Source organism: Diaphorobacter sp. JS3050 (genome assembly GCF_013154915.1).
Classification (GTDB): Bacteria; Pseudomonadota; Gammaproteobacteria; order Burkholderiales; family Burkholderiaceae_C; genus Diaphorobacter; species Diaphorobacter nitroreducens.
The window spans coordinates 3,317,358-3,339,568 of sequence record NZ_CP053553.1; the positions used below are offsets into that span (position 1 = coordinate 3,317,358).

17 protein-coding genes, 1 tRNA gene and 1 pseudogene are annotated in these 22,211 nt (G+C 67.5%); 2 read left to right on the forward strand and 17 right to left on the reverse strand.

What is annotated here, in order from left to right; all coding sequences use genetic code 11:
• The first annotated feature begins 30 nt into the window (after positions 1 to 30).
• Positions 31 to 105 (forward strand) — tRNA-Arg (locus HND92_RS15930).
• A gap of 30 nt (positions 106 to 135) precedes the next feature.
• Here HND92_RS15930 and HND92_RS15935 read toward each other — a convergent pair.
• The 4 genes from HND92_RS15935 to HND92_RS15950 form a co-directional block, all read right to left on the reverse strand.
• Entirely contained in the window at positions 136 to 498 is a 363-nt protein-coding gene (locus tag HND92_RS15935) for a hypothetical protein (protein ID WP_015914186.1), read from the reverse strand.
• A gap of 290 nt (positions 499 to 788) precedes the next feature.
• The gene (locus tag HND92_RS15940) at positions 789 to 2,192 is read right to left on the reverse strand and encodes a phosphatidylserine/phosphatidylglycerophosphate/cardiolipin synthase family protein (protein WP_172208394.1); all 1,404 of its coding nucleotides are present in this window, start codon (positions 2,190 to 2,192) and stop codon (positions 789 to 791) included.
• A 330-nt stretch (positions 2,193 to 2,522) separates the two neighbouring features.
• Positions 2,523 to 2,879: an arsenate reductase (glutaredoxin) gene (gene arsC, locus HND92_RS15945; RefSeq protein ID WP_103737212.1), complete on the reverse strand. Its 357-nt coding sequence runs from the start codon at positions 2,877 to 2,879 to the stop codon at positions 2,523 to 2,525.
• Between the two features lie 68 nt (positions 2,880 to 2,947).
• A complete protein-coding gene (locus HND92_RS15950) occupies positions 2,948 to 4,582 on the reverse strand; it encodes an iron ABC transporter permease (protein WP_172208396.1) in 1,635 nt (544 codons plus the stop codon).
• 243 nt (positions 4,583 to 4,825) lie between these two features.
• Between HND92_RS15950 and HND92_RS15955 the strand changes: the two are divergent.
• Positions 4,826 to 5,900: pseudogene (locus HND92_RS15955) on the forward strand (ABC transporter ATP-binding protein).
• 41 nt (positions 5,901 to 5,941) lie between these two features.
• Here the strand turns inward: HND92_RS15955 and HND92_RS15960 are convergent.
• The 13 genes from HND92_RS15960 to HND92_RS16020 form a co-directional block, all read right to left on the reverse strand.
• Positions 5,942 to 7,168: a Yip1 family protein gene (locus HND92_RS15960; RefSeq protein WP_172208398.1), complete on the reverse strand. Its 1,227-nt coding sequence runs from the start codon at positions 7,166 to 7,168 to the stop codon at positions 5,942 to 5,944.
• 130 nt (positions 7,169 to 7,298) lie between these two features.
• Positions 7,299 to 8,039, reverse strand: coding sequence for a 1-acyl-sn-glycerol-3-phosphate acyltransferase (locus HND92_RS15965; protein WP_172208400.1), 741 nt, complete (start codon positions 8,037 to 8,039; stop codon positions 7,299 to 7,301).
• Between the two features lie 19 nt (positions 8,040 to 8,058).
• Positions 8,059 to 9,354 carry a dihydroorotase gene (locus tag HND92_RS15970; protein WP_172208402.1) on the reverse strand — a complete coding sequence of 432 codons (1,296 nt, stop codon included), beginning with the start codon at positions 9,352 to 9,354 and terminating at the stop codon, positions 8,059 to 8,061.
• Positions 9,355 to 9,567: 213 nt separating this feature from the next.
• Positions 9,568 to 10,530 carry an aspartate carbamoyltransferase catalytic subunit gene (locus tag HND92_RS15975; protein WP_011806667.1) on the reverse strand — a complete coding sequence of 321 codons (963 nt, stop codon included), beginning with the start codon at positions 10,528 to 10,530 and terminating at the stop codon, positions 9,568 to 9,570.
• Positions 10,531 to 10,532: 2 nt separating this feature from the next.
• Positions 10,533 to 11,066, reverse strand: coding sequence for a bifunctional pyr operon transcriptional regulator/uracil phosphoribosyltransferase PyrR (pyrR, locus tag HND92_RS15980; protein ID WP_011806668.1), 534 nt, complete (start codon positions 11,064 to 11,066; stop codon positions 10,533 to 10,535).
• Positions 11,063 to 11,482 carry a Holliday junction resolvase RuvX gene (ruvX, locus tag HND92_RS15985; RefSeq protein WP_015914192.1) on the reverse strand — a complete coding sequence of 140 codons (420 nt, stop codon included), beginning with the start codon at positions 11,480 to 11,482 and terminating at the stop codon, positions 11,063 to 11,065. Before ruvX ends, pyrR begins: the two co-directional genes overlap by 4 nt.
• The gene (locus HND92_RS15990) at positions 11,479 to 12,078 is read right to left on the reverse strand and encodes a YqgE/AlgH family protein (RefSeq protein ID WP_011806670.1); all 600 of its coding nucleotides are present in this window, start codon (positions 12,076 to 12,078) and stop codon (positions 11,479 to 11,481) included. Before HND92_RS15990 ends, ruvX begins: the two co-directional genes overlap by 4 nt.
• A gap of 126 nt (positions 12,079 to 12,204) precedes the next feature.
• Positions 12,205 to 18,285, reverse strand: coding sequence for an Hpt domain-containing protein (locus HND92_RS15995; protein WP_172208404.1), 6,081 nt, complete (start codon positions 18,283 to 18,285; stop codon positions 12,205 to 12,207).
• Between the two features lie 46 nt (positions 18,286 to 18,331).
• On the reverse strand, positions 18,332 to 20,596 hold the full coding sequence (locus HND92_RS16000) for a methyl-accepting chemotaxis protein (protein WP_172208406.1): 2,265 nt from the start codon (positions 20,594 to 20,596) through the stop codon (positions 18,332 to 18,334).
• A gap of 21 nt (positions 20,597 to 20,617) precedes the next feature.
• Entirely contained in the window at positions 20,618 to 21,145 is a 528-nt protein-coding gene (locus HND92_RS16005) for a chemotaxis protein CheW (RefSeq protein WP_011806673.1), read from the reverse strand.
• A gap of 16 nt (positions 21,146 to 21,161) precedes the next feature.
• Entirely contained in the window at positions 21,162 to 21,527 is a 366-nt protein-coding gene (locus HND92_RS16010) for a PleD family two-component system response regulator (RefSeq protein ID WP_011806674.1), read from the reverse strand.
• An 11-nt stretch (positions 21,528 to 21,538) separates the two neighbouring features.
• Entirely contained in the window at positions 21,539 to 21,931 is a 393-nt protein-coding gene (locus HND92_RS16015; protein ID WP_011806675.1) for a PleD family two-component system response regulator, read from the reverse strand.
• 51 nt (positions 21,932 to 21,982) lie between these two features.
• Entirely contained in the window at positions 21,983 to 22,135 is a 153-nt protein-coding gene (locus tag HND92_RS16020) for a rubredoxin (RefSeq protein ID WP_011806676.1), read from the reverse strand.
• Positions 22,136 to 22,211: the final 76 nt, after the last annotated feature.

A 22,211-nucleotide genomic window follows, 5' to 3' on the forward strand; every position in this document is an offset into this window, starting at 1 on the left:
GCATGGCACCGCCCTTACAATCTTGCCTCCCTCTCCGTAGTTCAATGGATAGAACGAGCGCCTCCTAAGCGCTAGATACAGGTTCGATTCCTGTCGGAGGGACCACTTTCCGGGCAGATGCCGGCGCAGGATCATCTAGCGCTCGCCGTCCGGCCCGGCCTTGGGGTCGGTTTCCGGTGCCGTGGGGTCGGTGTCCACCAGCCGGCCCGCCGCAGCGCCGCCCAGCGCCCCCGCCACGCTGCCCGCCAGGGTGCCCACAAAGACGCCCACCGGCCCCGCCGTGGCAGCGCCTACGGCCGCGCCGGCAGCTGCGCCCGCCATCGCGCCGCCGCCCATCAGCACCGATTTGGATTCGCGCTCCTGGTCTTCGGGCGGCAGGGGCTGCTGTGCCTGCGGCTCCGGGTCTTGTGACGGCACGCCGTGGCCGGGTCGTGCCTGTTCGGCCAGGTCGGGGTCGATGGGTGGGTTCTGGGGAAATCGCGGATCGGTGGCGTTCATGGCGCTCTCCTTAAAACAGTGGTGGACGCACGCTGCGTGCGCCCGATACCCCCGTTGTAGTGTGGCGGTGGCTGCGGGCGTGCCCGCCAGCCGGCCGCAGGCGTGTCGGACGAGGGCGCCATCGCATCACTGCACGGGCCCGATCGCGCATCCCACGCCCCATGGGTCCGAAGGGACGTGCGGCGCACCTGTGCCGGGCAACCCGGGCACCACGACTACCCATCACCGCCGCGCCGCCCAACAGCGAACGCACCGGCCTACCCTTCGCCCTGCACGGGCGCGGCAGCCGCCTAGAGCTGAAAGCCCACCGAGCGCACCACGCCTTCGATGACGTCGCGCAGCCAGGAGGGCGCACGCGCGTGGTAGGGGCGCGCGCGGGCCAGCAGCTGGTCGCTCCACTGCGCCAGCCAGTGCAGTTCCTGCGGGCCGTAGAACACGGTCATGGCCTCGTAGTTCAGGAACAGGCTGCGCGCGTCCAGGTTGAGCGAGCCGACGAGAGCCAGTTCGTCGTCGATGAGCACCGCCTTGGCATGCACCATGGCCGGGGACAGCCATACCCGCGCACCCGCGGCGGCCAGCTGGCGCAGCGCGCGCTCGCGGGCCAGGTCTGCCAGGCGGTGGTTGGAGCGCGCCGGCACCACCACGCTGACCTGCACGCCGCGCCGGCAGGCCAGGCACCAGGCGTCCAGCAGCGCGTCGTCGGGCACGAAGTACGGCGTGACGGCCACGATGCGCCGCTGGGCATGGTAGGCAGCCGCCAGCAGCAGCGCATGCACGGTGTCGTCGGCATGGTCGGGACCGCTGGGCAGCCACTGCGCCAACGGGCCGTGTGCGGGCGGAGCGGGCAGCGCCGGCGCGGCGGTGCTACGTGCCTTGCGGCGGCGGCGCAGCACCAGGCCGCGCGCCACACGCCAGTCGGTGGCGAACTGGGCCTGCGCCTGCGCGGCCAGCGGGCCATGGACCTCGTAGCTCAAGTCCGCCCAGGCGGGGTGGCCCGGCCGGTCGATGAAGTACTCGCAGGCCAGGTTGCGTCCGCCGCTCCACAGCCGCTCGCCGTCGGCCACGACCAGCTTGCGGTGGTTGCGCAGGTTGGTGCGCCCGCGCAGGGGGTTGTGCAGCAGCGGCATGAAGCGGCGCACCTGCAGGCCCTGGCGCCGCAGCGCGCGCAGCATGCCGGGCGGCGTGCGCATGCTGCCCATGGCGTCCACCAGCAGGCGCACGCGCACGCCGCGGTGCACGCAGTCCAGCAGCGCGCGCGCCACCTCGCGCCCCACCTCGTCGTAGGCAAACACGTAGGTGCACAGGTCCAGCCGGTGGCGGGCCGACGCAATGGTGGCCAGCAGCCCCTGCAGCGCCTGCGTGCCGTCGGCATGCAGCACCACCTGCGCATTGCGCACGGCGGGCGCCAGCTCCAGGCTGGCCAGCAGCCGCGTGGCCCAGGGCGGCCCGCCTTCCGTTGCCTCCAGCGGCGGGCCGTGCGGGCGGCGCGCGGGCCGCGCGAACTTGCGCGTGCCGAACAAGAGGAACAGCGGTACGACCAGATAGGGAAACGTGACGATGCCCAGCACCCAGCCCATCGCGGCCGAGGGGTGGCGGCGCTGGTGGCCGATGCGCGTGCCCATCACGTACACCAGCAGCCCCACGGCCACGAAGATCGCGTGGCCCAGGCCCGAGAGCACGGCCACGCGGATCATGCGCGGGGGTGGAGCACGCGGCGAGGGCCCGCCGACGACCGTTGCTGCACAGCGCGCGCCGCGGCCGCACGGCCAGCGACCGCATGCATGGGCCCCGCATGCGGGGCGCATTCTTCTGGCGGTACGGGTGGTGTCATGGCGCTCTCCCACGGCCCGGAACAGGCAGCATGCCGCCCAGCATATCGGCCCGGCGCCGCGCGCGACTGTAGGAAAGCGGCGCGGCGCCAGGGAATGGGTCTTTTTGCTATTTATTTAATAGCTATTAGCGCTTTAAACATAAGCGTTACAGGCCAATTTAACCGAAATACCCGAAATTCCGATGGCCCGGTATCAGAGCAACTCCAGCACCCGCTCGGGCGGGCGGCACAGCAGGGCACCGCGCGGCGTCACGACGATGGGGCGGTTGAGCAGCACCGGGTGCGCGGCGATGGCGGCGATGAGCTCGGCATCGGTGCGGCCCGGGTCGGCCAGATCCAGCGCGGTGTAGGCGGCCTCCTTGGTGCGCATGACTTCGCGCACGGGCACGCCCAGGCGCGCCACCAAGGCGGTGAGCTGGACGGCATCCAGCGGCTGGGCGAGATAGTCCACAACGGTGGGCTCGATGCCGCGCTCGCGCAGCAGCGCCAAGGCGCCGCGCGAATTGCTGCAGCGGGCGTTGTGGTAGATGGTGATGTCGGCAGGGGTCATGCGCGCAGTGTAGGCCGCCACGCTGGGCCGTACCGGGCCGCCTCGGTGTCCAATGAGGCGGCGCCGGGTCAGCGCGACGACGCGCGCAGCGTGCGGCTCAGCAGGATCACCGGCACCAGCCCCACGGCCACCAGCGCCAGCGAGGGCAGCGCGGCCTCGCCCAGGCGCTCGTCGCGGGCCAGCTGGTAGGCCACCACGGCCAGGGTGTCGCTGTTGAAGGGGCGCAGCACCATGGTGGCCGGCAGCTCTTTCATCACGTCCACAAACACCAGCAGCGCCGCCGCCGCGGTGGAGCGCTTGAGCAGCGGCCAATGCACGCGCGTGAGCACGCCCAGGCTGCCCACGCCCAGCATGCGCGCCGAGTCGTCCAGGCTGGGCGAGACGCGCGCGTAGCCGCTTTGCACCGACTGCAGCGCTACCGCGCAAAAACGCACCAGGTAGGCCCACACAATGCCCACGGCCGTGGCGGTGATGATCGCGGGCAGCCCCCAGCCGGGCGCCGCGGCCTGCATCCAGCCCACGGGCAGCAGCAGACCCACGACGATCACCGCCCCGGGCACGGCGTAGCCCAAGCTGACCAGCTGCACCACGCCACGCGTGAGCGCATCGCGCCGGCGGCGCACGGCAAACGCCAGCACCAGGGCAATGCCCACGGCCAGCACGGCCGTAATACCCCCCAGCCGCACGCTGTTGCCCGCCCATTCGATGAAACGCGACCAGGGCAGCACCGACCAGTCGGCCGCCAGCGGCCGCAGCATGAACAGCACCGGCGCCACGAAGCCCATCAGTACTGGCAGGGCGCACACCAGCCACGCCGCCACGGCGCTTGCACCGCGCAGCCGCGTGGGCTGCGCCTCGGTCGAGCCGGCGCGGCCCACGCCGCCCGTGGCAAAGCGCATGCGCCGCTGCGCGCGCAGCTCCAGCTGCAGCAGCAGCACGACCAGCACCAGCAGCACGGTGGCCAGCTGCGCCGCGGCGAGCCGGTCGTCCATGGACAGCCAGGCCTTGTAGATGCCCGTGGTGAAGGTCTGGATGCCGAAGTACGCCGCGACGCCGAAGTCGGCCAGCGTCTCCATGAGCACCAGCGCCACGCCCGCGGCCACCGCCGGGCGTGCCAGCGGCAGCGCCACGCTACGGATGCGCCGCGCGGGCGATGCGCCCAGCAGGCGCGCCGCCTCCATGAGGTGCGCAGCACGCTCGCCCAGCGCCGTGCGCGCCAGCAGGTACACGTAGGGGTAGAGCGAGAAGATGAATACCCACACCGCACCGCCCAGGCTGCGCACCTCGGGCAGCAGGCGGCCCTCCAGGCCGAACGTGGCGCGCAGCCCGACCTGCAGCGGGCCGCTGAACTGCAGGAAGTCGGTATAGGCGTAGGCCGTCACATAGGCCGGCATGGCCAGGGGCAGCAGCAGCAGCCACTCCAGCGAGCGCCGGCCACGGAAGTCGAACAGCGTGACCGCCGCGGCGCAGGCCGTGCCCACCACGGCCGCGCCCACGGCCACGGCGAGACCCAGCCACAGCGTGGTCCACAGGTACCCCGGCAGCACCGTGGTGGCCATGGCGCGCAGGATGGCACCGGACTGCGCGCCGCCCTCGCCCCAGGGCAGCCAAGCCCCCAGCACGGCCAGCAGGGGCAGCGTGAGCAGCAAGGCCAACAGGATCAGTGAAGTGGAGCGCAGGGCGCGGCGGATTCGTGGCAGCAAGGGACGGCCGGTAGCGAGGTGCAAGGCGAAGAGAGCGCATCCACCGCCTGCCCGGTGAACCCTGGCAGTTGTGATGCAAATGGGAACAATTCTACGCAACCGCGGGCCGCAGGTCGGCCGCGCCCTACCAGCATGTGGGCCCTGGGGCGGCGCGCCCAGGCGGCGCAGCGCGGGGCCACGCCTGCGCAGTACGGCGCTGCGGCGTGGGGTCATTCAGGGCGGGACACGCCCTAAACTCACGCCATGTTTCTGGAAGTGTCTCAATTGGACGTGCGGTACGCCAACCGCCCGCAAGCCGCCGTGCGCGGCGTGACCTTGGGCCTGGCCGCCGGCGAGATCGGTGTGCTCATCGGCCCCTCGGGCTGCGGCAAGACCACCCTGCTGCGCGCGGTGGCGGGGCTGGAACCCGTCGCCGAAGGAGCCATCCGCCTGGGGGCGAGGTGGTGGGCGCACCGGGGCGCAGCATGCCCCCGAGCAGCGGCGCATGGGCATGGTGTTCCAGGACTATGCGCTGTTTCCGCACCTCAGCGTCGGGCGCAACGTGGCTTTCGGCATCCACGCACTCCCCCGCGCGGAGCAGGCCGAACGCGTGCGCGAGTCCCTGGCCCTGGTGGGTCTGGAGGGCAGCGAGGCGCGCTTTCCGCACGAGCTCTCGGGCGGCCAGCAGCAGCGCGTGGCATTGGCGCGCGCGCTGGCACCGCGCCCGCGGCTGATGCTGCTGGACGAGCCGTTTTCCAATCTGGATGTGGACTTGCGCGAGCGACTGGCCCACGAGGTGCGCAGCATCCTCAAGACCGCCGGCGCCACGGCACTGTTCGTCACGCACGACCAGTTGGAGGCCTTCGCCATCGGCGACCGCATCGGCGTGCTGGAGGGCGGCCACCTGCACCAGTGGGACGATGCCTACTCCCTCTACCACCGCCCCGCCACGCGCTTCGTGGCCGACTTCATCGGCCATGGCGTGTTCGCCCCCGCCACGCTGGTGCAGCAGGGCAGCCATGTGGTGGCGCGCACCCCGCTGGGCGACCTGACCGACATCGACGGCTGCCTGCTGCCGGCAAGCTACCCCGGCGGCGAATGCGACGTGCTGCTGCGTGCCGACGACGTGGTGCATGACGACAGCTCACCCGTGCGGGCGCGCATCGTGCGCAAGGCCTTCCGCGGCTCGGAATTTCTGTACACGCTGGAACTGGCCAACGGCCTCACCGTGATGGCCCACGTGCCCAGCCACCATGACCATGCCATGGGCGAATGGATCGGCATCCGCACGCAGGTCGACCACGTGGTGGCGTTCGCACGGGAGAACGCCGCACCCTGACCGCGCCTCCCAAGCGCCCCTGCCGTCGCGGAGCGGCAGGATCAGGACTTGTCCTTGCGCGGCAGGTTCTCCAGCGTGGCCAGGTCGATCTGGCCCATGAAGCCCTGTACGTCCTTCAACGGCAGGTTCTCGGCCTCCACCGTGACCACCACGCCGTTCTTGAGCACCGCGCGCAGTTCCGCCTGGCTGCCGTCCTTGGCGTAGCTGTGGTGCAACGTGCGGCCATTCTCCTGCCAGGTCTTTTCCACGATGCCGTCGCTCTCGCGCTCGCCCTGCACCATCCCCGCCAGTTGGGCCAACTGGCCGAATGCACCCGCATCCACGACCGAAATGCGCACAACCTTGTCACCGTTGCCGTACTCGGCCTCCGCCTGGCTGGTCGGCAGGCCTGTGGCAGCGCCGTCGTGAACCTCATAGCTGGTGCGTTCCAGCGAACCCAGCTTGGCGGGCAGCGCGGCCTTGAGCGCATCAACCCCCACCGTCTGGTGCTTGGCACCTCCCATGGCCGCCGCCATCGCCTGCCCTGCGGCTTCGGTCATCTGTTGGGTATCGCCGCTCTTGTGCGCCTGCTCCATACGGCGGGCAGCCTCTTCCATCTTCTTGCCGGCCTCTTCCAGCTTGGCGGTGTCCAGCGTGACCTGCCCACGCGGCGTGTCGATGACCACGGCCGGGCCGCCCGCACTGCCCCACATGGCGGGGCCATGCGGCATGAACAGCGAACCGATGGCCGCAATGACGATGCCCAGCACGATGGCCACCACCACGACCACCGCCGTATAGGGCACGGCGCGCGCAGCCGGGCTGCGCATCAGCAGCGGCAGCCCCAGGTACAGCAGGTACAGCGAATACAGCGCCGCCACCAGGCCCAGGATGGCCAGCGCCGGCAACAGGCTGAACACGCCGCCCAGCATGGCGGCCGTGCTGGCGTAGACCGCGACCTTGAGCGCCTGTCCCTGGTTCTGGGTGCCGCCGAACGTGGGTGCCAACGCATTGATGACCAGGGCCAGCACATACACGCCGACCAGGCTCAACACATAGGACACGGCCATGTTGGCAAGCCCGGCGAGCACCGGTACGCGCATGCTGAAGCCAAAGCCTCCCATGCCGATCAGCGACATGCCGATGAATCCGCAGACAGCCGGAATGGCCGCGAGGATCATCAGGTAGCCCGTGAACAGGCGTGCCGTATCGGCAGGCTCTCCATCAATGGCGGCCCAGGTCTCGCGGGGCTTGAGCAAAATCCCCTTCACGCGCTCCATCAGTTGCATGCATCCCTCCCTCGGTTATTGGCAAAGAGGCGCACCATACTGCAGGCGCATGTCGATGCGATGGATGTAAACAGACCGTTACAGCCCCGTTGCACACACATGTGCACTTTTGGCGACAGCAGGAGGCTATTCAGCGTTGGCGCAGATCGTCCACTGCGGCATGCAATGCCTGGCCCCACACCCGGCGGTCGCGCCCCTGCGCACGCTCGGGCATGCCGAAATGCGCGACCGCCGTGATGGGCGGCGCGGTGAGCGTGCGCCAGATGGAGCCCACCAGCGTTTCGTCGCCGATGTAGCTCGGGGCGCGGGTGGTCTGGCCGCTTGCGCGGTCCACGAAGCGCAGGCCGATGGGCTGCACGGGCACGTCCGCCTGCAGCGCAGCCTGCAGCAGGTTGGGGTGAAAGGGCAGCAGCGTGCGACCGTCGCCGGTCGTGCCTTCGGGAAACACCGCGAGTATTTCGCCCCGCAACAGGGCATCCCGCATGCTGCCCACCATGCGCAGGGCATCGCGCCGCGACGCGCGCTCGATGTACAGCGTGCCCGCTGCCGTGGCGAGCGTGCCGACGATGGGCCAAGCCTGCACGTCGGACTTGGAGATGAAGCGGCAGTAGCGCGCCGCATGCATCACCGGGATGTCGAGCCAGGACAGATGGTTGGCCACCAGCAGCACCGGCCCCTGGCTCGGCGGGGTGCCGCGCACCTCCAGCGTGACCCCCGCGCAGGCCAGCAGGCCCAGCGCCCACGCCTGCACCCGCGCCTGCTGCTGCTCCACCGATAGGCGGGGGAAGCGCCACGCCACCACCAGCAACCCCTGTGCAGCGTGCAACACCAGCCGCAACACCCGCCAGCAGGCCCGTAATCCCCGCAGCATGTGCGTGTGCCGGCGTCGCTCAGCCGCGCTCGAACGCGACCTGGCCGCCCACCAGGGTGTAGCGCACCCGGCCCGGCAGTTCATAGGTCGAGAACGGCGTGTGCTTGCCCTGGCTGGCCAGTGCGTCGGCCTGCACGGTCCAATGCGCCGCAGGGTCCAGCACGCACAGGTCGCCCACCCCGCCTTCGATAATGCGGCCCACGCTGGCCTGCAGCGTGCCCAGCGACGTGCCCAGCACCCGCGCGGGCTCTGCGGTGACCACGGCCAGCGCACGCTGCAGCGGCGCGCCGCCTTCCTGCGACCACTTCAGCGCCACGGACAGGAGCAACTCCAGCCCCGTCGCGCCGGGCTCGGCCTCGGCAAATGGCAGAGCTTTGGCATCCTCGTCCACCGGCGTGTGGTCGGACACCAACGCGTCGATGGTGCCATCCAGCAGCGCCGCGGCCAGCGCATCGCGGTCGCGCTGCTGGCGCAGCGGCGGCGTGAGGCGCGCGCGGCTGTCGAAGTAGCCGATGTCCGCATCGGTGAGCATGAGCGAATTGATGCTCACGTCGCAGCTCACCGGCAGACCCGCCGCCTTGGCCTGACGCACCAGATCCACACCCGCGCTGCTGGACAGGCGGCACAGGTGCACGCGCGCGCCCGTGGTTTTGAGCAACTCGAAGATGGTGTGCAGAGCGATCGTCTCCGCCGCCACGGGCACGCCCGACAGGCCCAACCGTGTGGCCAGCGGGCCGCTGGCGGCCACGCCCTTGCCCAGGTGCAGTTCCTGCGGGCGCAGCCAGACGGTGTAGCCGTAGGTCGCGGCGTACTGCAGCGCGCGCTGCAGCACCTGGGTGCTGGTCAGCGGCACCTCGGCCTGGCTGAAACCCACGCAGCCGGACTCCGTCAGCTCGGCCATCTCGGTCAGCACCTCGCCGGCCAGCCCACGCGTGACTGCGCCCAAGGGGAACAGCCGCGCCTGGTGCAGCTTCTCGGCGCGGAACTTGAGCATCTGCACCAGGCCAGGCTCGTCGAGCACCGGGTCGGTGTCGGGCGGGCAGACCAGGCTGGTCACGCCACCCGCGACGGCCGCCGCCATCTCGGACTCCAGCATGCCCTCATGCTCATGCCCCGGCTCGCGCAGGCGCGCCGCCAGGTCCACCAGACCCGGCAGCACCAGGCAGCCGCTGGCATCGATCACGCGGGTGGGCGTGAAACCCTGGGGCTCGCGGTCCACCGCGATGATGCGGCCCGCGGCCAGCGCCACGTTGCACACCTTGTCGAGGCCGCTGGCGGGGTCGATGACGCGGCCGTTCTGGATGAGGATTTTCATGGTTCTAAGCCAAATTGGCCGTTAGCGCCCGTCCCACAAGCGCTAGCAGCTATCAACACAATAGCAAATGAGTCATGCTGGTGATCCATGGCGCCGTGCGCCACCCACACCCCATGAAACTGGGACAACCCAGGTCGGGGCCGCCGTGCAAGGGCCGCCCCGCCGCGTTCGCGGCGTCCCCCGGGGGGGATTGCGCGAAGCGGCTCAGCGAGGTCATGCTTCATTCCCTGCCACGATGGACATGACCGCCATGCGCACCGCGATGCCGAAGGTGACCTGCGGCAGGATCACGGCCTGCGGACCGTCCACCACGGCGGAGTCGATCTCCACGCCGCGGTTGATGGGGCCCGGGTGCATGACGATGGCATCGGGTTTGGCCAGCCGCAGCTTCTCGGGCGTGAGTCCGAAGCTCTTGAAGTACTCTTGGCTGGAAGGCAGCAGCGCACCGCTCATGCGCTCGTTCTGCAGGCGCAGCGTGATGACCACGTCGCAGCCTTTGATGCCTTCCTCCAGGTTGTGGAACACCCGCACGCCCATCTGCGCCATGTCGGAAGGCACCAGCGTGCGTGGGCCCACCACGCGCACCTCGGCTGCGCCCAGGGTGGTCAGGGCATGGATGTCCGATCGCGCCACGCGCGAATGCAGCACGTCGCCCACGATGGCCACGGTGAGGTTGGAGAAGTCCTTCTTGTAGTGGCGGATGGTGTACATGTCCAGCAGCCCCTGCGTGGGGTGCGAGTGCCGGCCGTCCCCGGCGTTCACCACGTGCACGTGCGGTGCCACATGCTGTGCGATCAGGTAGGGCGCGCCCGATTCACTGTGGCGCACGACGAAGATGTCCGCCGCCATGGCGCTCAGGTTGTCGATGGTGTCCAGCAGCGTCTCGCCCTTGGCGGTGGAGCTGCGCGCGATATCCAGATTGAACACGTCGGCCGACAGGCGCTTGGCCGCGATCTCGAAAGTGGTGCGCGTGCGCGTGCTGTTCTCGAAGAACAGGTTGAACACGCTCTTGCCGCGCAGCAGCGGCACCTTCTTGACCTCGCGCTCCTGGACGCTGACGAAGTTGGTGGCCGTATCCAGGATGTGCGTGACGATGTCCTTGGGCAGGCCCTCGATCGACAGCAGGTGGATCAGCTCGCCGTTCTTGTTGAGTTGGGGGTTGCGCTTGTACAGCACCGTCAGACCTCTTTGACGTCGAAATGGAAAGCGCCGGCCTCGCTGCGGGCCAGTGCCAGCGATTGCGTGGGCGGCAGCGCCACGCGCGCCGCAGCGAACTCGGCGGCCACCGGCAGCTCGCGGCCGCCGCGGTCCACCAGCACCGCCAGGCGCACGCGCGCCGGGCGGCCGTAGTCGAACAGCTCATTGAGTACGGCGCGGATGGTGCGGCCGGTGTAGAGCACATCGTCCAGCACCAGGATGTCCGCGCCATTCACGTCGAACGGCAGCGTGGTCTGCGCGCTGGAGGCCAGGCCCCGCTGGGAGAAATCGTCGCGGTGCATGGCGGACGACAGCACCCCGGCCTGGCCCGGCAAGCCCAGGTCCTTTTGCAGACGCTCGGCCAGCCAAGCGCCGCCCGAGGCGATGCCCGCCAAGTAAGTGTCAGATTCGCGCAGCATGCGCACGCCGCGCAGCAGCTCGGCGTACAGCGCCTCGGCATCCAGCGTGAGATGGCCCGGGCGCGTGGCACCCGGCGGGGTCGTAGCAGAACTCATGGCAGGTTCCTCAAAAACTGTTCCAGGATGATGCAGGCCGACGCGGCGTCGGCATCAGCCGCGCCCGCAGAAAGGGCCTCGGTGGTGCTGTAGCGCTCGTCCACCTCGAAGACCGGCAGGCCGAAGCGCCCGCGCAGCTGGCGCGCGAACTTGAGCGCACGGGCGGTGTTCTCATGGGCAGCCCCGTCGGGATGCAGCGGCACGCCCACCACCAGGGCATCGGGCTGCCACTCGCGGATGCGCTCGGCCACCTGGGCGAAGCGGGCATCGCCCTCCGCGCGGATCGTGCCCTGGGGCGTGGCGCTGCGCAGCATGCGCGTACCCACGGCGACGCCGGTGCGCTTGAGCCCGTAATCGAAAGCCAGAAAGGATTGGAAATGCGCGGGGACGACGGCTGGAGCAGGCTGGCCGCTCATGCATGCCCCGCTTCGGGCGACAGCATCCACGACTGCAGGCCCAGCAACCCCAGGGCACGGTCATAGCGCTCTTGCACAGGCGTTTCGAAGATGACCGACACGTCCGCACCCACGGTGAGCCAACTGTTTTCGGCCAACTCGGACTCCAGTTGGCCTTCGCCCCAGGCCGAGTAGCCCAGCGTCACGAGGACGCGCCGTGGGCCCGCACCATGGGCCAGCGCCTCCAGCACATCCTTGGAAGTGGTCATTTCCAGCCCGCCGGGGATGGTCATCGTGGAGGCGTAGGGCGACTCGTCCTCGCTCTCTTGCGGGCCGCGCATGGCCTCGTGCAGCACGAAGCCGCGCTCGGTCTGCACCGGGCCGCCCTGGAACACCGGCTGCAGCGTGAGATCCTCTCGCCCGAGGGACAGGTCCACCTTCTCGAACAGCCCTTCCAGGCTGATAGGCGTGGGTTTGTTGATGATCAACCCCAGCGCGCCGCGCTCGCTGTGCTCGCACAAATACACCACACTGCGCGAAAAAGAGGCATCTTCCACGCCCGGCATGGCGATCAGGAAGTGGTGCGTCAGATTCATGGGCGCGGTATCGGCAGGCATGCGCCAATTTTACGGCCAACCACCGCATCGGCCCGTTATCCGAGGGCATCGCCCCCGGCACACAAAAGACAAGGCCCGGCAGGCGTGCAGCCTGCCGGGCCTGGGTGACACTGGACTGCGTCGCCGTCAGGCGGTCACTGCCTCCGTGTTCAGGCTGGCGTAGTGGCGCACCAGGCTCATCAGCTCCTCGTCGGAGTAGGGCTTGCCCAGGTAGTGGTTCACGCCGAGTTCCATCGCATGGTCGCGGTGCTTCTGCGCAATGCGCGAAGTGATCATGATGATCGGCAGGTCCTGCAGCGCAGCATCGGAGCGGATGTTGCGCGCGAGATCAAAACCGTCCATGCGCGGCATCTCGATGTCGGACAACACGACCGCGGGGCGCTCTTCCTGCAGGCGCTCCAGCGCCTGCAGGCCGTCGGCCGCCAGGGCCACGCGGTAGCCTTCGCGCTGCAGCAGGCGCTGCGTGACGCGGCGCACGGTGATCGAGTCGTCCACCACCAGGATCAACGGCACCTGCTGCACCGGCACCAGCAGCGAAGCGGCGGGCGTGCCGCCCTCGGCAGCCACCACCGCGCCGGCTTGGTCCACCGCCGGTGCGTGCGTGGCCGCGCGCACCTGGTCGCCGTACACCGTGGCCAGCGCCACCGGGTTGTAGATCAGCACCACGGTGCCCGAAGCCAGCACGGACATGCCCGCGAGGCCTGGCAGACGCGACAGCTGCGGCCCCAGGTTCTTCACCACGACTTCCTGGTTGCCCAGCACTTCGTCCACGTGCATCGCGATGCGCTGCGACGCGCTGCGCAGGATCACCACGGGGCGGCTCTTGCCCGTGACCTCCGTGCTGCGCGAGGACGACTGGAGCAATGCACCCGCCCAGTAGAAGGGCAGATCCTCCAGGCCATCCGAGAAGGTATGGCTGGCGTAGGCAGCGTCGAGCTCCGTGCCGGAACTACGGCGCACGATCTCCACCAGGTTGGCTGGCACGCCGATGGTCAGGTTGCCCGCGCGCAGCATCACCACCTGGGTCACCGCTGTCGTGAGCGGCAGCACCATGCGGAAGGACGTTCCCTTGCCCGCCTCGGTGGAGGTCTCGATGCGGCCACCCAGGGCATTCACCTCCGAGCGCACCACGTCCATGCCGATACCACGGCCGGAAAGGCCCGTGATCTCCGACGCCGTGGAGAAGCCCGGCATGAAGATCAGGTTGGCCGCCTCGCCATCGCTCAGCTGCGCATCGGGGGCAATCAACCCTTGCGCCACGGCCTTGTCCCGGATGCGGGCGATGTTCAGGCCTGCCCCGTCGTCGCGGAACGCCACCGACACGTCGTTGCCCTCGTGCCGCAAGTCGATGGAGATCGAACCCACAGGAGCCTTGCCGGCAGCAGCGCGCGTCTCGGGTTCCTCGATGCCGTGCCCCACGCAGTTGCGCAGCAGGTGCTCGAACGCAGGGGTCATGCGGTCCAGCACGCCGCGGTCCATCTCGATGGAACCACCCGAAATGTCCAGCTTGATCTGCTTGCCGGTTTCCTTGGATGCCTGGCGCACCACCGCATAGAGGCGTTCCGAGATGCCCTCGAACTCCACCATGCGCGTGCGCAGCAGATCGCGTTGCAACTCACGTGCCTGGCGGCCCTGGGCGATCAGATCGTCTTCGGCGTCTTCCATCGCACGCTGCATGTTGCGCTGCACGGTGGCCACGTCGTTGACCGACTCCGCCATCATGCGTGTCAGTTCCTGAACGCGGGTGAAGCGGTCGAATTCCAGCGGGTCGAAGCCCGCCGCCATGTCCTTGGACAGTGCCAAGCGGGACTGCATCTGCGATTCCGCCTGTACCTCGATGTCACGCAACTGCTGGCGCAGGCGCTCCAGGTTGCCCGACAAATCGGTCAGCGAACTGCGCAGTTGCGACATGCGCACGTCCAGCCGCGAACGCGCGATCATCACTTCGCCCGCCTGGTTCACCAGCCGGTCGAGCAGTTGCGAACGCACGCGCACGGAATGCCCACCTGCCGCACGCAGGGGGGCCGGCGCAGGGGCTGCACCCAACGGCGCACGCAACGCAACGGGCGGAGCGAGCGGCTGGGAAAGCCCTGGCGCGGGAGCGGATTGGACCACCTGTGCGTCCTGTCCATGCTCAGCGGCCGGTACCGCCGGCTCCGCTCCAGTTGCGCGCAGCGCGTCGAAACTCGCCTGCAATGCGTCGAAGTTGACCAGCAAGGGCTCAATGTCTGCGGCCGCCACGGTTTCCGTGTCGATCTGCTCCACGGCCGTTTCCATGCGGTGCGCCATTTCGCCAAGCCGCATCGCGCCTGCCAGGCGCGCACTGCCCTTGAGGGTGTGCAGGGCGCGCAGCAGTTCGCTGCGTGCGCCCAGGTTCTCCGGCCGGGACGACCACTGGCGCAACGCCCCACCCAGCGTGGGCAGCAGTTCAACCGCTTCTTCCTCGAAAATGGGGAACAGATCGGGGTCGATGTTGTCCATCGCATCGATGTCGTCATCGATATCGACGGTGGTCGACACGGCAGGCGCGACAGTATCGCCCATCACGCGATCGCGGCCTACGGGGAGCGTAGGCGCCACCACGGGCGATGGGGCAGTCGGCTCGTCGACGGCCGTCGCATGCGCGGTGCCCTGAGGCGTTGCCGGCGCCGGCTCCGGCGTCTCAAATGCCTGTGCCTCTGCCTCGGCGAAAGCACGGTCTTCCAGCGACACCATGCCGCTGATCACTTCGGTCTGCAGGATCTCGTTGAGCTGTTCCAGCACCGAGGCGCTGGGCTCCTTCAGGAAGCCTGCGGCGAATTGGTGCAGCAGCCTCCGGATGTCCTCGGCAGCGGCGTTGAATGCCTGCGCATGCTCGGGGAGACCCTGCTGCAGCAGTTGAACATGCTGCAGCGTATGTTCCAGGGTACGCGCAAGATTGGACAGTGCCAAGAACCCGACAGTGGCAGAGCTGCCTGCCAGCGAGTGCGCCAACGCCACCGCGCTGTCCGGCAGCGGCTGGTGCAATTCCAGCGACCATTCCTGCAACGCAGTCACAAGGCGGCGCGACCATTCGTCGGCCTCGTTGAGGTACACGTTGTACAGCGGTATGCCGATGCGCAGGTGCTCGATGACCTTGACCGCTTCGTCGACCGCTTCCTCCACCGGACCGTCCGTCCCAGCCGCGGTTTCGGCGGCTTGCGCAGACGGTACGTCCGCCGCTGGCTCCTCGTCCAGGATGAACTCGGGTTGGACGCCATCCGTGCCGATAAAGAATGTCTCGTCCTGCCGCACCGCGGATGCGTTATCCGCCGGCTCCGCCACCGTGTCAGCCGCTACTGTTGAAGCGGGTTCGCCGACCTCCTGTGCTGGCGCATCGGTGGCTTGCAGCGCAGCCTCGAACAGGGAGAAATCCACCTCCTCCGTCGCCGTCTCGGGAGCTGCGGGCACCCCCTCCACCGGCAACACGGCCTGGTCGGCCTCATCCGCATCGATGAAGGTGTCGACAAAGTCGCCGCCCACTTCCTCATGGCCCGCCGTCGCGTCCTGAGACGGCACGTCGACATCCGGCAGCACCAGATCAAACTCCAGCGCGGCAGCGTTGGCGTGGGCGTCAACAGCTTCGAGCGGTGCAGGCGGTTCAATGGCAAATGCTTGTGGTTCGGCCGCGGGCTCAGGAAGATCTGGCACCGACAACACGGGCTCGTCAGGCAACAGCGGTTCTGCGGGCACTTGCGGCGCCACGGCCGCAGTGGTGTCCGCGGAATCGGAGGAGGGCACGCCCAGTGGCAGCAGCGTGCCATCCGTGCGCATCGCATCCGCCGCAACCCGGAAGGCTTCGGCCTTCCACGGGTCCGCAGCTCCTGCTGCGATGTCATCGGCCCATCGACCGAAGGCGCCCAACGCCTCGGAGGAGAGTTGCAGCAGCGCTTCCTTGATGGGTTTTTGCTCGGCCAGCCAGGCATTGAGCGTCTGCTCCATGGACCACGCGGCTTCACCAAATTCGTTCAGCCCCACCATGCGCGAGCTACCCTTGAGGGTATGGAAGGCCCGCCGCAGCGTGGTCTGCTCGCTCAGGTCACCCGGTGCAGCACGCAGCGCGTCAATGGCCGACAAGCCGGTAGCGACAACTTCGCGCGCCTCTTCCAGGAAGATGTCGAGCAGTTCATCCTCGCCATCGTCCTCCGGCAGGGCTGCGGCAGCGGCTTTGCTCGAAGGAACCACTGGAAGCGCGGGCTCTTCCGGAGCGGCCACCGCCGAAACGGCGCCTTCCGACGTCGCCGCGTCCACGTCAAGCAGCGAAAAATCAATGTCCGCCAGTGCAGACGGCGTGGCGCTCTCGACCACAGCCGCAGCCGCGGGTTCGGGTGCGTCGGGGAATGGGAGCTCCAACGCGGGTACGGCAGGCGCTTCCTGATCATGCGCGCCCGGATGAGGCAGTTGCGCACGCGCCCGCCCCATGAGGACACGCAACTCGCCCAGCTCTTCGTCGTAAACGAAGAGCTTGCGCGCCATGGCACGCTGGTAGCTCAGCATGTCGATGAGAAAGCCCAGCGCTCCCAGGCTGTTGCCCAGTTTCTCGAAAACCTGCGGGCGCTCTTCCTCGGGCAGGTCGTTGGTCAGCATGCGCTCGACCGTGTCGCGCATGCGCACCACGGCCAAGGAGGCCTGATCCAGTCCCAGCACGGACAGCACGCCGCGCATCTGCTGCAGGCTGCCAGGCACGGAGGCAAGCAGGCTCATGTCTTCCGGGCTGCGGAAGAACTGGTCCATGGACTTCTCTGCCTCTGCCAGAGTCGCACGCAGTTCACCGACCACGCTACCCATGGTCTGGTGGTCACTGACGCGGCGATACAGCTCTTCCATCCAGGGTTCAAGAGGCTGCGATTCCCCGCCGGCAACCACGCTGTCCAGTCGCTCGGACAGCCGCGCAGCTCGCTCCGCCATGTACTGCTGGGCGGCATCCAGTTCCTCGAAGGACGCTTGCAGATACAGCACAGAGGTGGCCACTTCCATGGCCAGCGCTGCCGAAGGAGGCTCGCCCGACCGTGTGGTGGCCTCCAGGGCACGCGTCAGGGCCAGTGCCAGGCTTTCGCTGTCCGGGTGCAGTTTGCGCAATGAATCGCACACCAGGCTGAACTGGTCCGCTGCCGGTTTGAGCTTGTTGCGGTCTCCACCCGCAAGTGCGGACCAGGTTTCCGTGGCCGCGGCAATGCGCTTGCGCGCCTGCGCAAGAATGGCAGGGTCGAAAAGACCGAAGCGCGGCTGGTCATAGTCCACCGGCTGGTAGCGATTCAAATCAAACGCGCGCCGCACGGCCGTCAGCACCGGCATGCGGGAAGCTGCTTCCGCCGTCGCAGGCACCACGGCCTGGGCGCAGAAGAACAGAAGATCCTGCACCAGACGGTCGCTGATCGCCGTGTCCCCCTTGGCCAAGGTGGCGTATTGCATCAGCACGCGCGAAGCGACGCGCTTGGCATACAGGTCCGGATTGAGTGCCTGCTGCGCCAGCGCCTCGAAAAAGCCTGCACAGATCTTCCAGAAAGCGCGGGCCTGGCGGTCGGTCTGCGCCGCGGCGAAGCCCAGGCAGGTTGTCTGCATGTCTGCAGCGGCGCCCGGGTCCGCATTCTTCACCAGCCGCAGTACCGCGCTGTCCAGCCGCGCACGCGCTTCCGAGCCATAGGGCAGCGGCGCAGCGGCAACCGGCACGTCAGGATCATGGAAACGCCGCTCCACGGGCCACAAGTCCGCCGGATGCACCCGCTCGCCCCCCGCCAGCGTCTGCGCCTCGCGGTACTGGGGAAACAGCGCCACCGGCGACACGGACTTGCCTGCGAGCACATGCTCCAGGTATTCGATCAAGGCAAAGCTGGCGCGCTCGATGACGGCCGCTGCATCATCGCTGCAGGTCTCCGGCCGATGAACGAACCGCTGGACCGCAGTTTCCATGGCGCGCAACACCAGGGCCGGAGGCGCCATGCCCACCATCTCCAGCGCGCCGCTGGCCTGGTGGAGTTGCTGGCGTGCGATGCGCAAGGGCCCCGCGTCCAGTGAGGCGAGATCGGACTCCCGCGCTATCTCGGCATCGCGCACGAAACGGCGCATGGCCTTGACGGCACCATCCAAGGATTTGCGCAGTTCATCGAGCACCCATGCGAGCGGCCCAAGATCCTGCTCGCCCTGGGCCCAATCGGCGCCCTGTGCGTTTGCGGCGTCAACAGATGACATGGATTCGTCCCCGGCTGATCCGGAGCAAGTTCGTTAATGGAAGACGTCAGGCAATCTTGAATCGCGCCACCGACTGGCGCAGTTCCTCGGCCACGTGAGACAGTTCACGCACCTGCTGCGCAGTCGTACGGGTACCTTCTCCGGTCTGCTCCGTCACCGCAAAAATATGCTGGATGTTGTCTGCCACGCCGTTGGCGAGGTCCGCTTCGCGGGAGGCTGACGATGAGATCTGCTCAATCAGCTCGGCCAGCCGCCGCGACACGCGGTCGATCTCCGAAAGCGCCGTTCCTGCGCTGTCCGACAGACGCGCTCCTTCCACCACGCCCTGGGTGGAACGCTCCATAGCGGCCACCGCGTCCTGGGTGTCGGTCTGAATGGCCTTCACGAGCGCCGAGATCTGGCGCGTGGCGTCTGCGGAGCGCTCCGCGAGACGCTGCACTTCTTCCGCCACCACCGAGAAGCCGCGACCGGCTTCACCGGCAGAGGCAGCCTGGATGGCCGCGTTCAGAGCCAGCACGTTGGTCTGCTCGGTAATGTCCGAGATCAGCTCGGTGATTTCGCCAATCTCCTGGGATGACTCGCCCAGGCGCTTGATGCGCTTGGACGTATCCTGGATCTGGTCGCGGATGGCGTTCATGCCGCCGATGGCGTTTTGCACGGCCTGCAGACCCTGGTCGGCGGCCTGCAGCGACTGGCGGGCCACCGAGGCGGATTCCTGCGCTTGCGAAGACACGTCGTTAATACGCCTTGCCATCTCGAGCACCGAACGGCCCGTTTCACGGATTTCTCGCAGCTGCTCGGTGGACGCTGCGAGCAGCTCCGTGGAGGTGTTGTCCACCATGGCCGTCGTCTGCGCCACCCGGGTTGCCGTCTTCTGCACGCTGCCCACCAGTTGGCGCAGTTCTTCCACCGTGTAGTTCACCGAGTCGGCGATGGCGCCCGTGATGTCCTCCGTCACGGTGGCTTCCTGCGTCAGGTCCCCTTCAGCGACCGATTGCAGTTCGTTCATCAGTCGCAGAATGGCCGCCTGGTTGGCGTCGTTGATGCGCTTGGCTTCCTGTTCCTGGCGCTTGGCATCACGCTGCTGCGCTTCGGCCGTGGCTTGGCGGCTGCGGCTGTCCAGCAGCTGCACGCGCGAAATACCCACGCCGCACAGCAGCACGAAGATACCGGCCACGGCGAGCGCGGCGAACTGGCCCGCCCCCATGCCCGATTGTGCCGACAGCTTGCTTTGCAGACCTTCCAGTTGACGGCGCAGCGGTTCGCTGTCTGCCAGGATGGCCGACTGCGCCTCACGTGCGGACACCAGACCCTGGAGGTTGCCCAGGATGGCGCCGGCTTGTGTACGCGTCTGCTCATACAGCTTGATGAGCGACTCCAGTTGCTCGCGGGTTTGGGCATCGCGGGTGGCAGCCAGGCGGAGGTCGGCGCTACCGTCCAGCATGCCCTGTGCGATTTCCTTGAAGGAGTTCAAGTCCTTGCCGAGCAGGAACACCGCCTCGGGGCTCACGCCCTCCGTCGTTTGGAACTCGTTAGCCGACTTGCCGATACGCTGGGTCAACATCACCAGCTGGCCTGCGGCAGAAATCTCGGAGGCCGGCGCATTTTGCTGAAGCTTCAGGGACGAGACCGTCTCCGCGATCTCCAGCAGGTCCGAGGACTGGCGGTTGATGGTACGCAGAGCGTCGCCCACCTGCGTCAGGATCTTTTGCTGACCCATCACCACGCCCGCGTTGCGCTCGGCACGCTCCACCAACGGCGTGATGGCATCCAGTTCGGGGCGGAAAGGCTCACCCAGTGCCTGCACATCCAGTTCGTTGTCGCCCCCGTTGAGTGCGCGCACGTTGCGCGCCAGCACGCCCGAGCTCTCCACCACGTCGGGGAAGGCCTGGGGGCTGCCCACCAAGGCCTGCGACACGGACTTTGCAAGCCGCTGCGACTGCATCAGCGACTGGCCGGTCGCCGTCAGCTGCTGCGCCGAGCGGTTGGCTTGCTGCAGAACCCAGCCGGCAATCAAGGCGAGCACCACCAAGCCAACACCCAGCAGCATCAGCAGGCGGCGCTGGTGGACGGCAGTGGTTGCGCGGCCCAGCAGAGGCAGCGAGACCAAGTCTTCATCCGCAAACTCCCCTTCGGGATATTGCGCCGCACCGCCGGGATCGCCCTGCACGCTGGCCATGCCATCGGTCTGGTACGCATCGGCAAGCAGTCCGCCCGCCGGGTGCTGCGCCAAGTCAGTGGGGTTCAGCTCAGCATCCGGGTCGGCGGGCTTGCGGTTAAACAATTTTCCAAATGGATTGACGACGGACATGGTGCTGCCTTACAGAAATAATCAAGCGCTGATGCTGAGAAAAGCGGGATGCTGGGAAAGAGCGTGCAGGTTCAATTCCTGCCAACGCGTGCCCTGTGCATCAAGATAGGTGGTGCCGAAATAGGGGGGCGCATCGGCCTCCGGCGGCTCGGAGGCGACGAAGGCCTCCATTCCCCGCAGGCCGGACAGCCGGTCCACGAGCAAGGCGGCATTCACGTCCAGCGCACCATTGAAGGCCAGCAGGCTGGATTCTGCCAAGGCCTGCTCCGTGCGCATCTGCGCGGCGCCAAGGAGGCCCGCCAGATCCACCACGCCGGTGAGCGCGCCACGCAGGTTGGCCACGCCCAGGAACCACGGTTGGGTATACGGAACGGGCTGCACCCCGCCCCAGGGGAAGATCTCCCCCGACTGTCCAAGGGGAAGAAGGAAATAGCGTCCGGCAGACTCCACGGCCAACCAGGACGACACGGACACACCCTCGCCTCTGGCAGCCTGCAGCCGGGCGGCAAGTCGTGTCTGTAGCTCTTTCAGGGCTTCGCGGTTAGCCATGGGTATGCAGCCGGCCTCAGTTCAGCGCGTCGATCTTGGCCTGCAGTTCTGCAGGATCGACTGGCTTGGTGATGTAGCCGCGCGCGCCCTGGCGCATGCCCCACACGCGATCGGTTTCCTGGTTCTTGCTCGTGCACATGATGATGGGCACATCCGCATACTGCGGATCGCGGGTAATGGCACGGGTCAGCTGGAAACCGTTTTGGCCGGGCATGACCACGTCCATCAGGATCAGGTCCGGCTTTTCCTCGGCCAGACGGCGAAATGCCTCTTCGGCATTCTCGGCGGTACGCACTTGCATGCCCTTTTTCTGCAGCAAGTCGGTCAGAAACATCAACTCGGTCTTCGAGTCGTCCACGACCAAAACTTTCTGAATCGGCATTACAAAACTCCTTATTGGGCATTTCCAAATTGCTGCACAGCCTGCAGCAACTGGTCTTTGGTAAATGGTTTGGTCAGATATTCCTGGCAACCGACCATGCGGCCGCGCGCCTTATCGAAAACCCCGTCCTTGGATGAAAGCATTACCACGGGCGTATCAGCAAAATGCGCGTTGCGTTTGATGATGGCGCAGGTCTGATAACCATCCAGCTTGGGCATGAGGATGTCGCAGAAAATCAGCTGAGGCTGGTAATCATTGACTTTGGCCAAGGCATCGAAACCATCGTCGGCCAATAAAACCTCGTGCCCTCCCTGCTTGAGGAAAATTTCGGCGCTGCGCCGTATGGTATTGCTGTCGTCCACCACCAGGACACGGAAGGTGGGACCGGTCGTCGTCGTAGCCAATTTCTCACTGCTCCTGAGGAACGAAAAAACAACGCTGGCAGGAGCCGCGCCTCAAATCTCGACCATCTCGAAGTCTTCCTTGCGGGCGCCGCATTCGGGACAGGTCCAGTTCATGGGAACGTCTGCCCAGCGGGTGTTGGGGGCAATGCCGTGCTCGGGGCAGCCCGCAGCTTCGTCATATATCCAACCGCAAATCAAACACATCCAAGTTTTTGGGTCCGTCACAGCTTAAGGGGCCTTCACATAGAATGCAACGATTGTATCTAGTCATCACTGCCGG

What these genes read in the sequence shown, in the direction of transcription:
- HND92_RS15935 (WP_015914186.1), bottom strand. Translation starts at nt 498, where the DNA reads ATGAACGCCACCGATCCGCGATTTCCCCAGAACCCACCCATCGACCCC.
- HND92_RS15940 (WP_172208394.1), bottom strand. Translation starts at nt 2,192, where the DNA reads ATGATCCGCGTGGCCGTGCTCTCGGGCCTGGGCCACGCGATCTTCGTG.
- arsC (WP_103737212.1), bottom strand. Translation starts at nt 2,879, where the DNA reads ATGACCCCTGCCGACATCACCATCTACCACAACGCCCGCTGCAGCAAT.
- HND92_RS15960 (WP_172208398.1), bottom strand. Translation starts at nt 7,168, where the DNA reads ATGCAACTGATGGAGCGCGTGAAGGGGATTTTGCTCAAGCCCCGCGAG.
- HND92_RS15965 (WP_172208400.1), bottom strand. Translation starts at nt 8,039, where the DNA reads ATGCTGCGGGGATTACGGGCCTGCTGGCGGGTGTTGCGGCTGGTGTTG.
- HND92_RS15970 (WP_172208402.1), bottom strand. Translation starts at nt 9,354, where the DNA reads ATGAAAATCCTCATCCAGAACGGCCGCGTCATCGACCCCGCCAGCGGC.
- pyrR (WP_011806668.1), bottom strand. Translation starts at nt 11,066, where the DNA reads ATGAGTTCTGCTACGACCCCGCCGGGTGCCACGCGCCCGGGCCATCTC.
- ruvX (WP_015914192.1), bottom strand. Translation starts at nt 11,482, where the DNA reads ATGAGCGGCCAGCCTGCTCCAGCCGTCGTCCCCGCGCATTTCCAATCC.
- HND92_RS15990 (WP_011806670.1), bottom strand. Translation starts at nt 12,078, where the DNA reads ATGCCTGCCGATACCGCGCCCATGAATCTGACGCACCACTTCCTGATC.
- HND92_RS15995 (WP_172208404.1), bottom strand. Translation starts at nt 18,285, where the DNA reads ATGTCATCTGTTGACGCCGCAAACGCACAGGGCGCCGATTGGGCCCAG.
- HND92_RS16000 (WP_172208406.1), bottom strand. Translation starts at nt 20,596, where the DNA reads ATGTCCGTCGTCAATCCATTTGGAAAATTGTTTAACCGCAAGCCCGCC.
- HND92_RS16005 (WP_011806673.1), bottom strand. Translation starts at nt 21,145, where the DNA reads ATGGCTAACCGCGAAGCCCTGAAAGAGCTACAGACACGACTTGCCGCC.
- HND92_RS16010 (WP_011806674.1), bottom strand. Translation starts at nt 21,527, where the DNA reads ATGCCGATTCAGAAAGTTTTGGTCGTGGACGACTCGAAGACCGAGTTG.
- HND92_RS16020 (WP_011806676.1), bottom strand. Translation starts at nt 22,135, where the DNA reads ATGTGTTTGATTTGCGGTTGGATATATGACGAAGCTGCGGGCTGCCCC.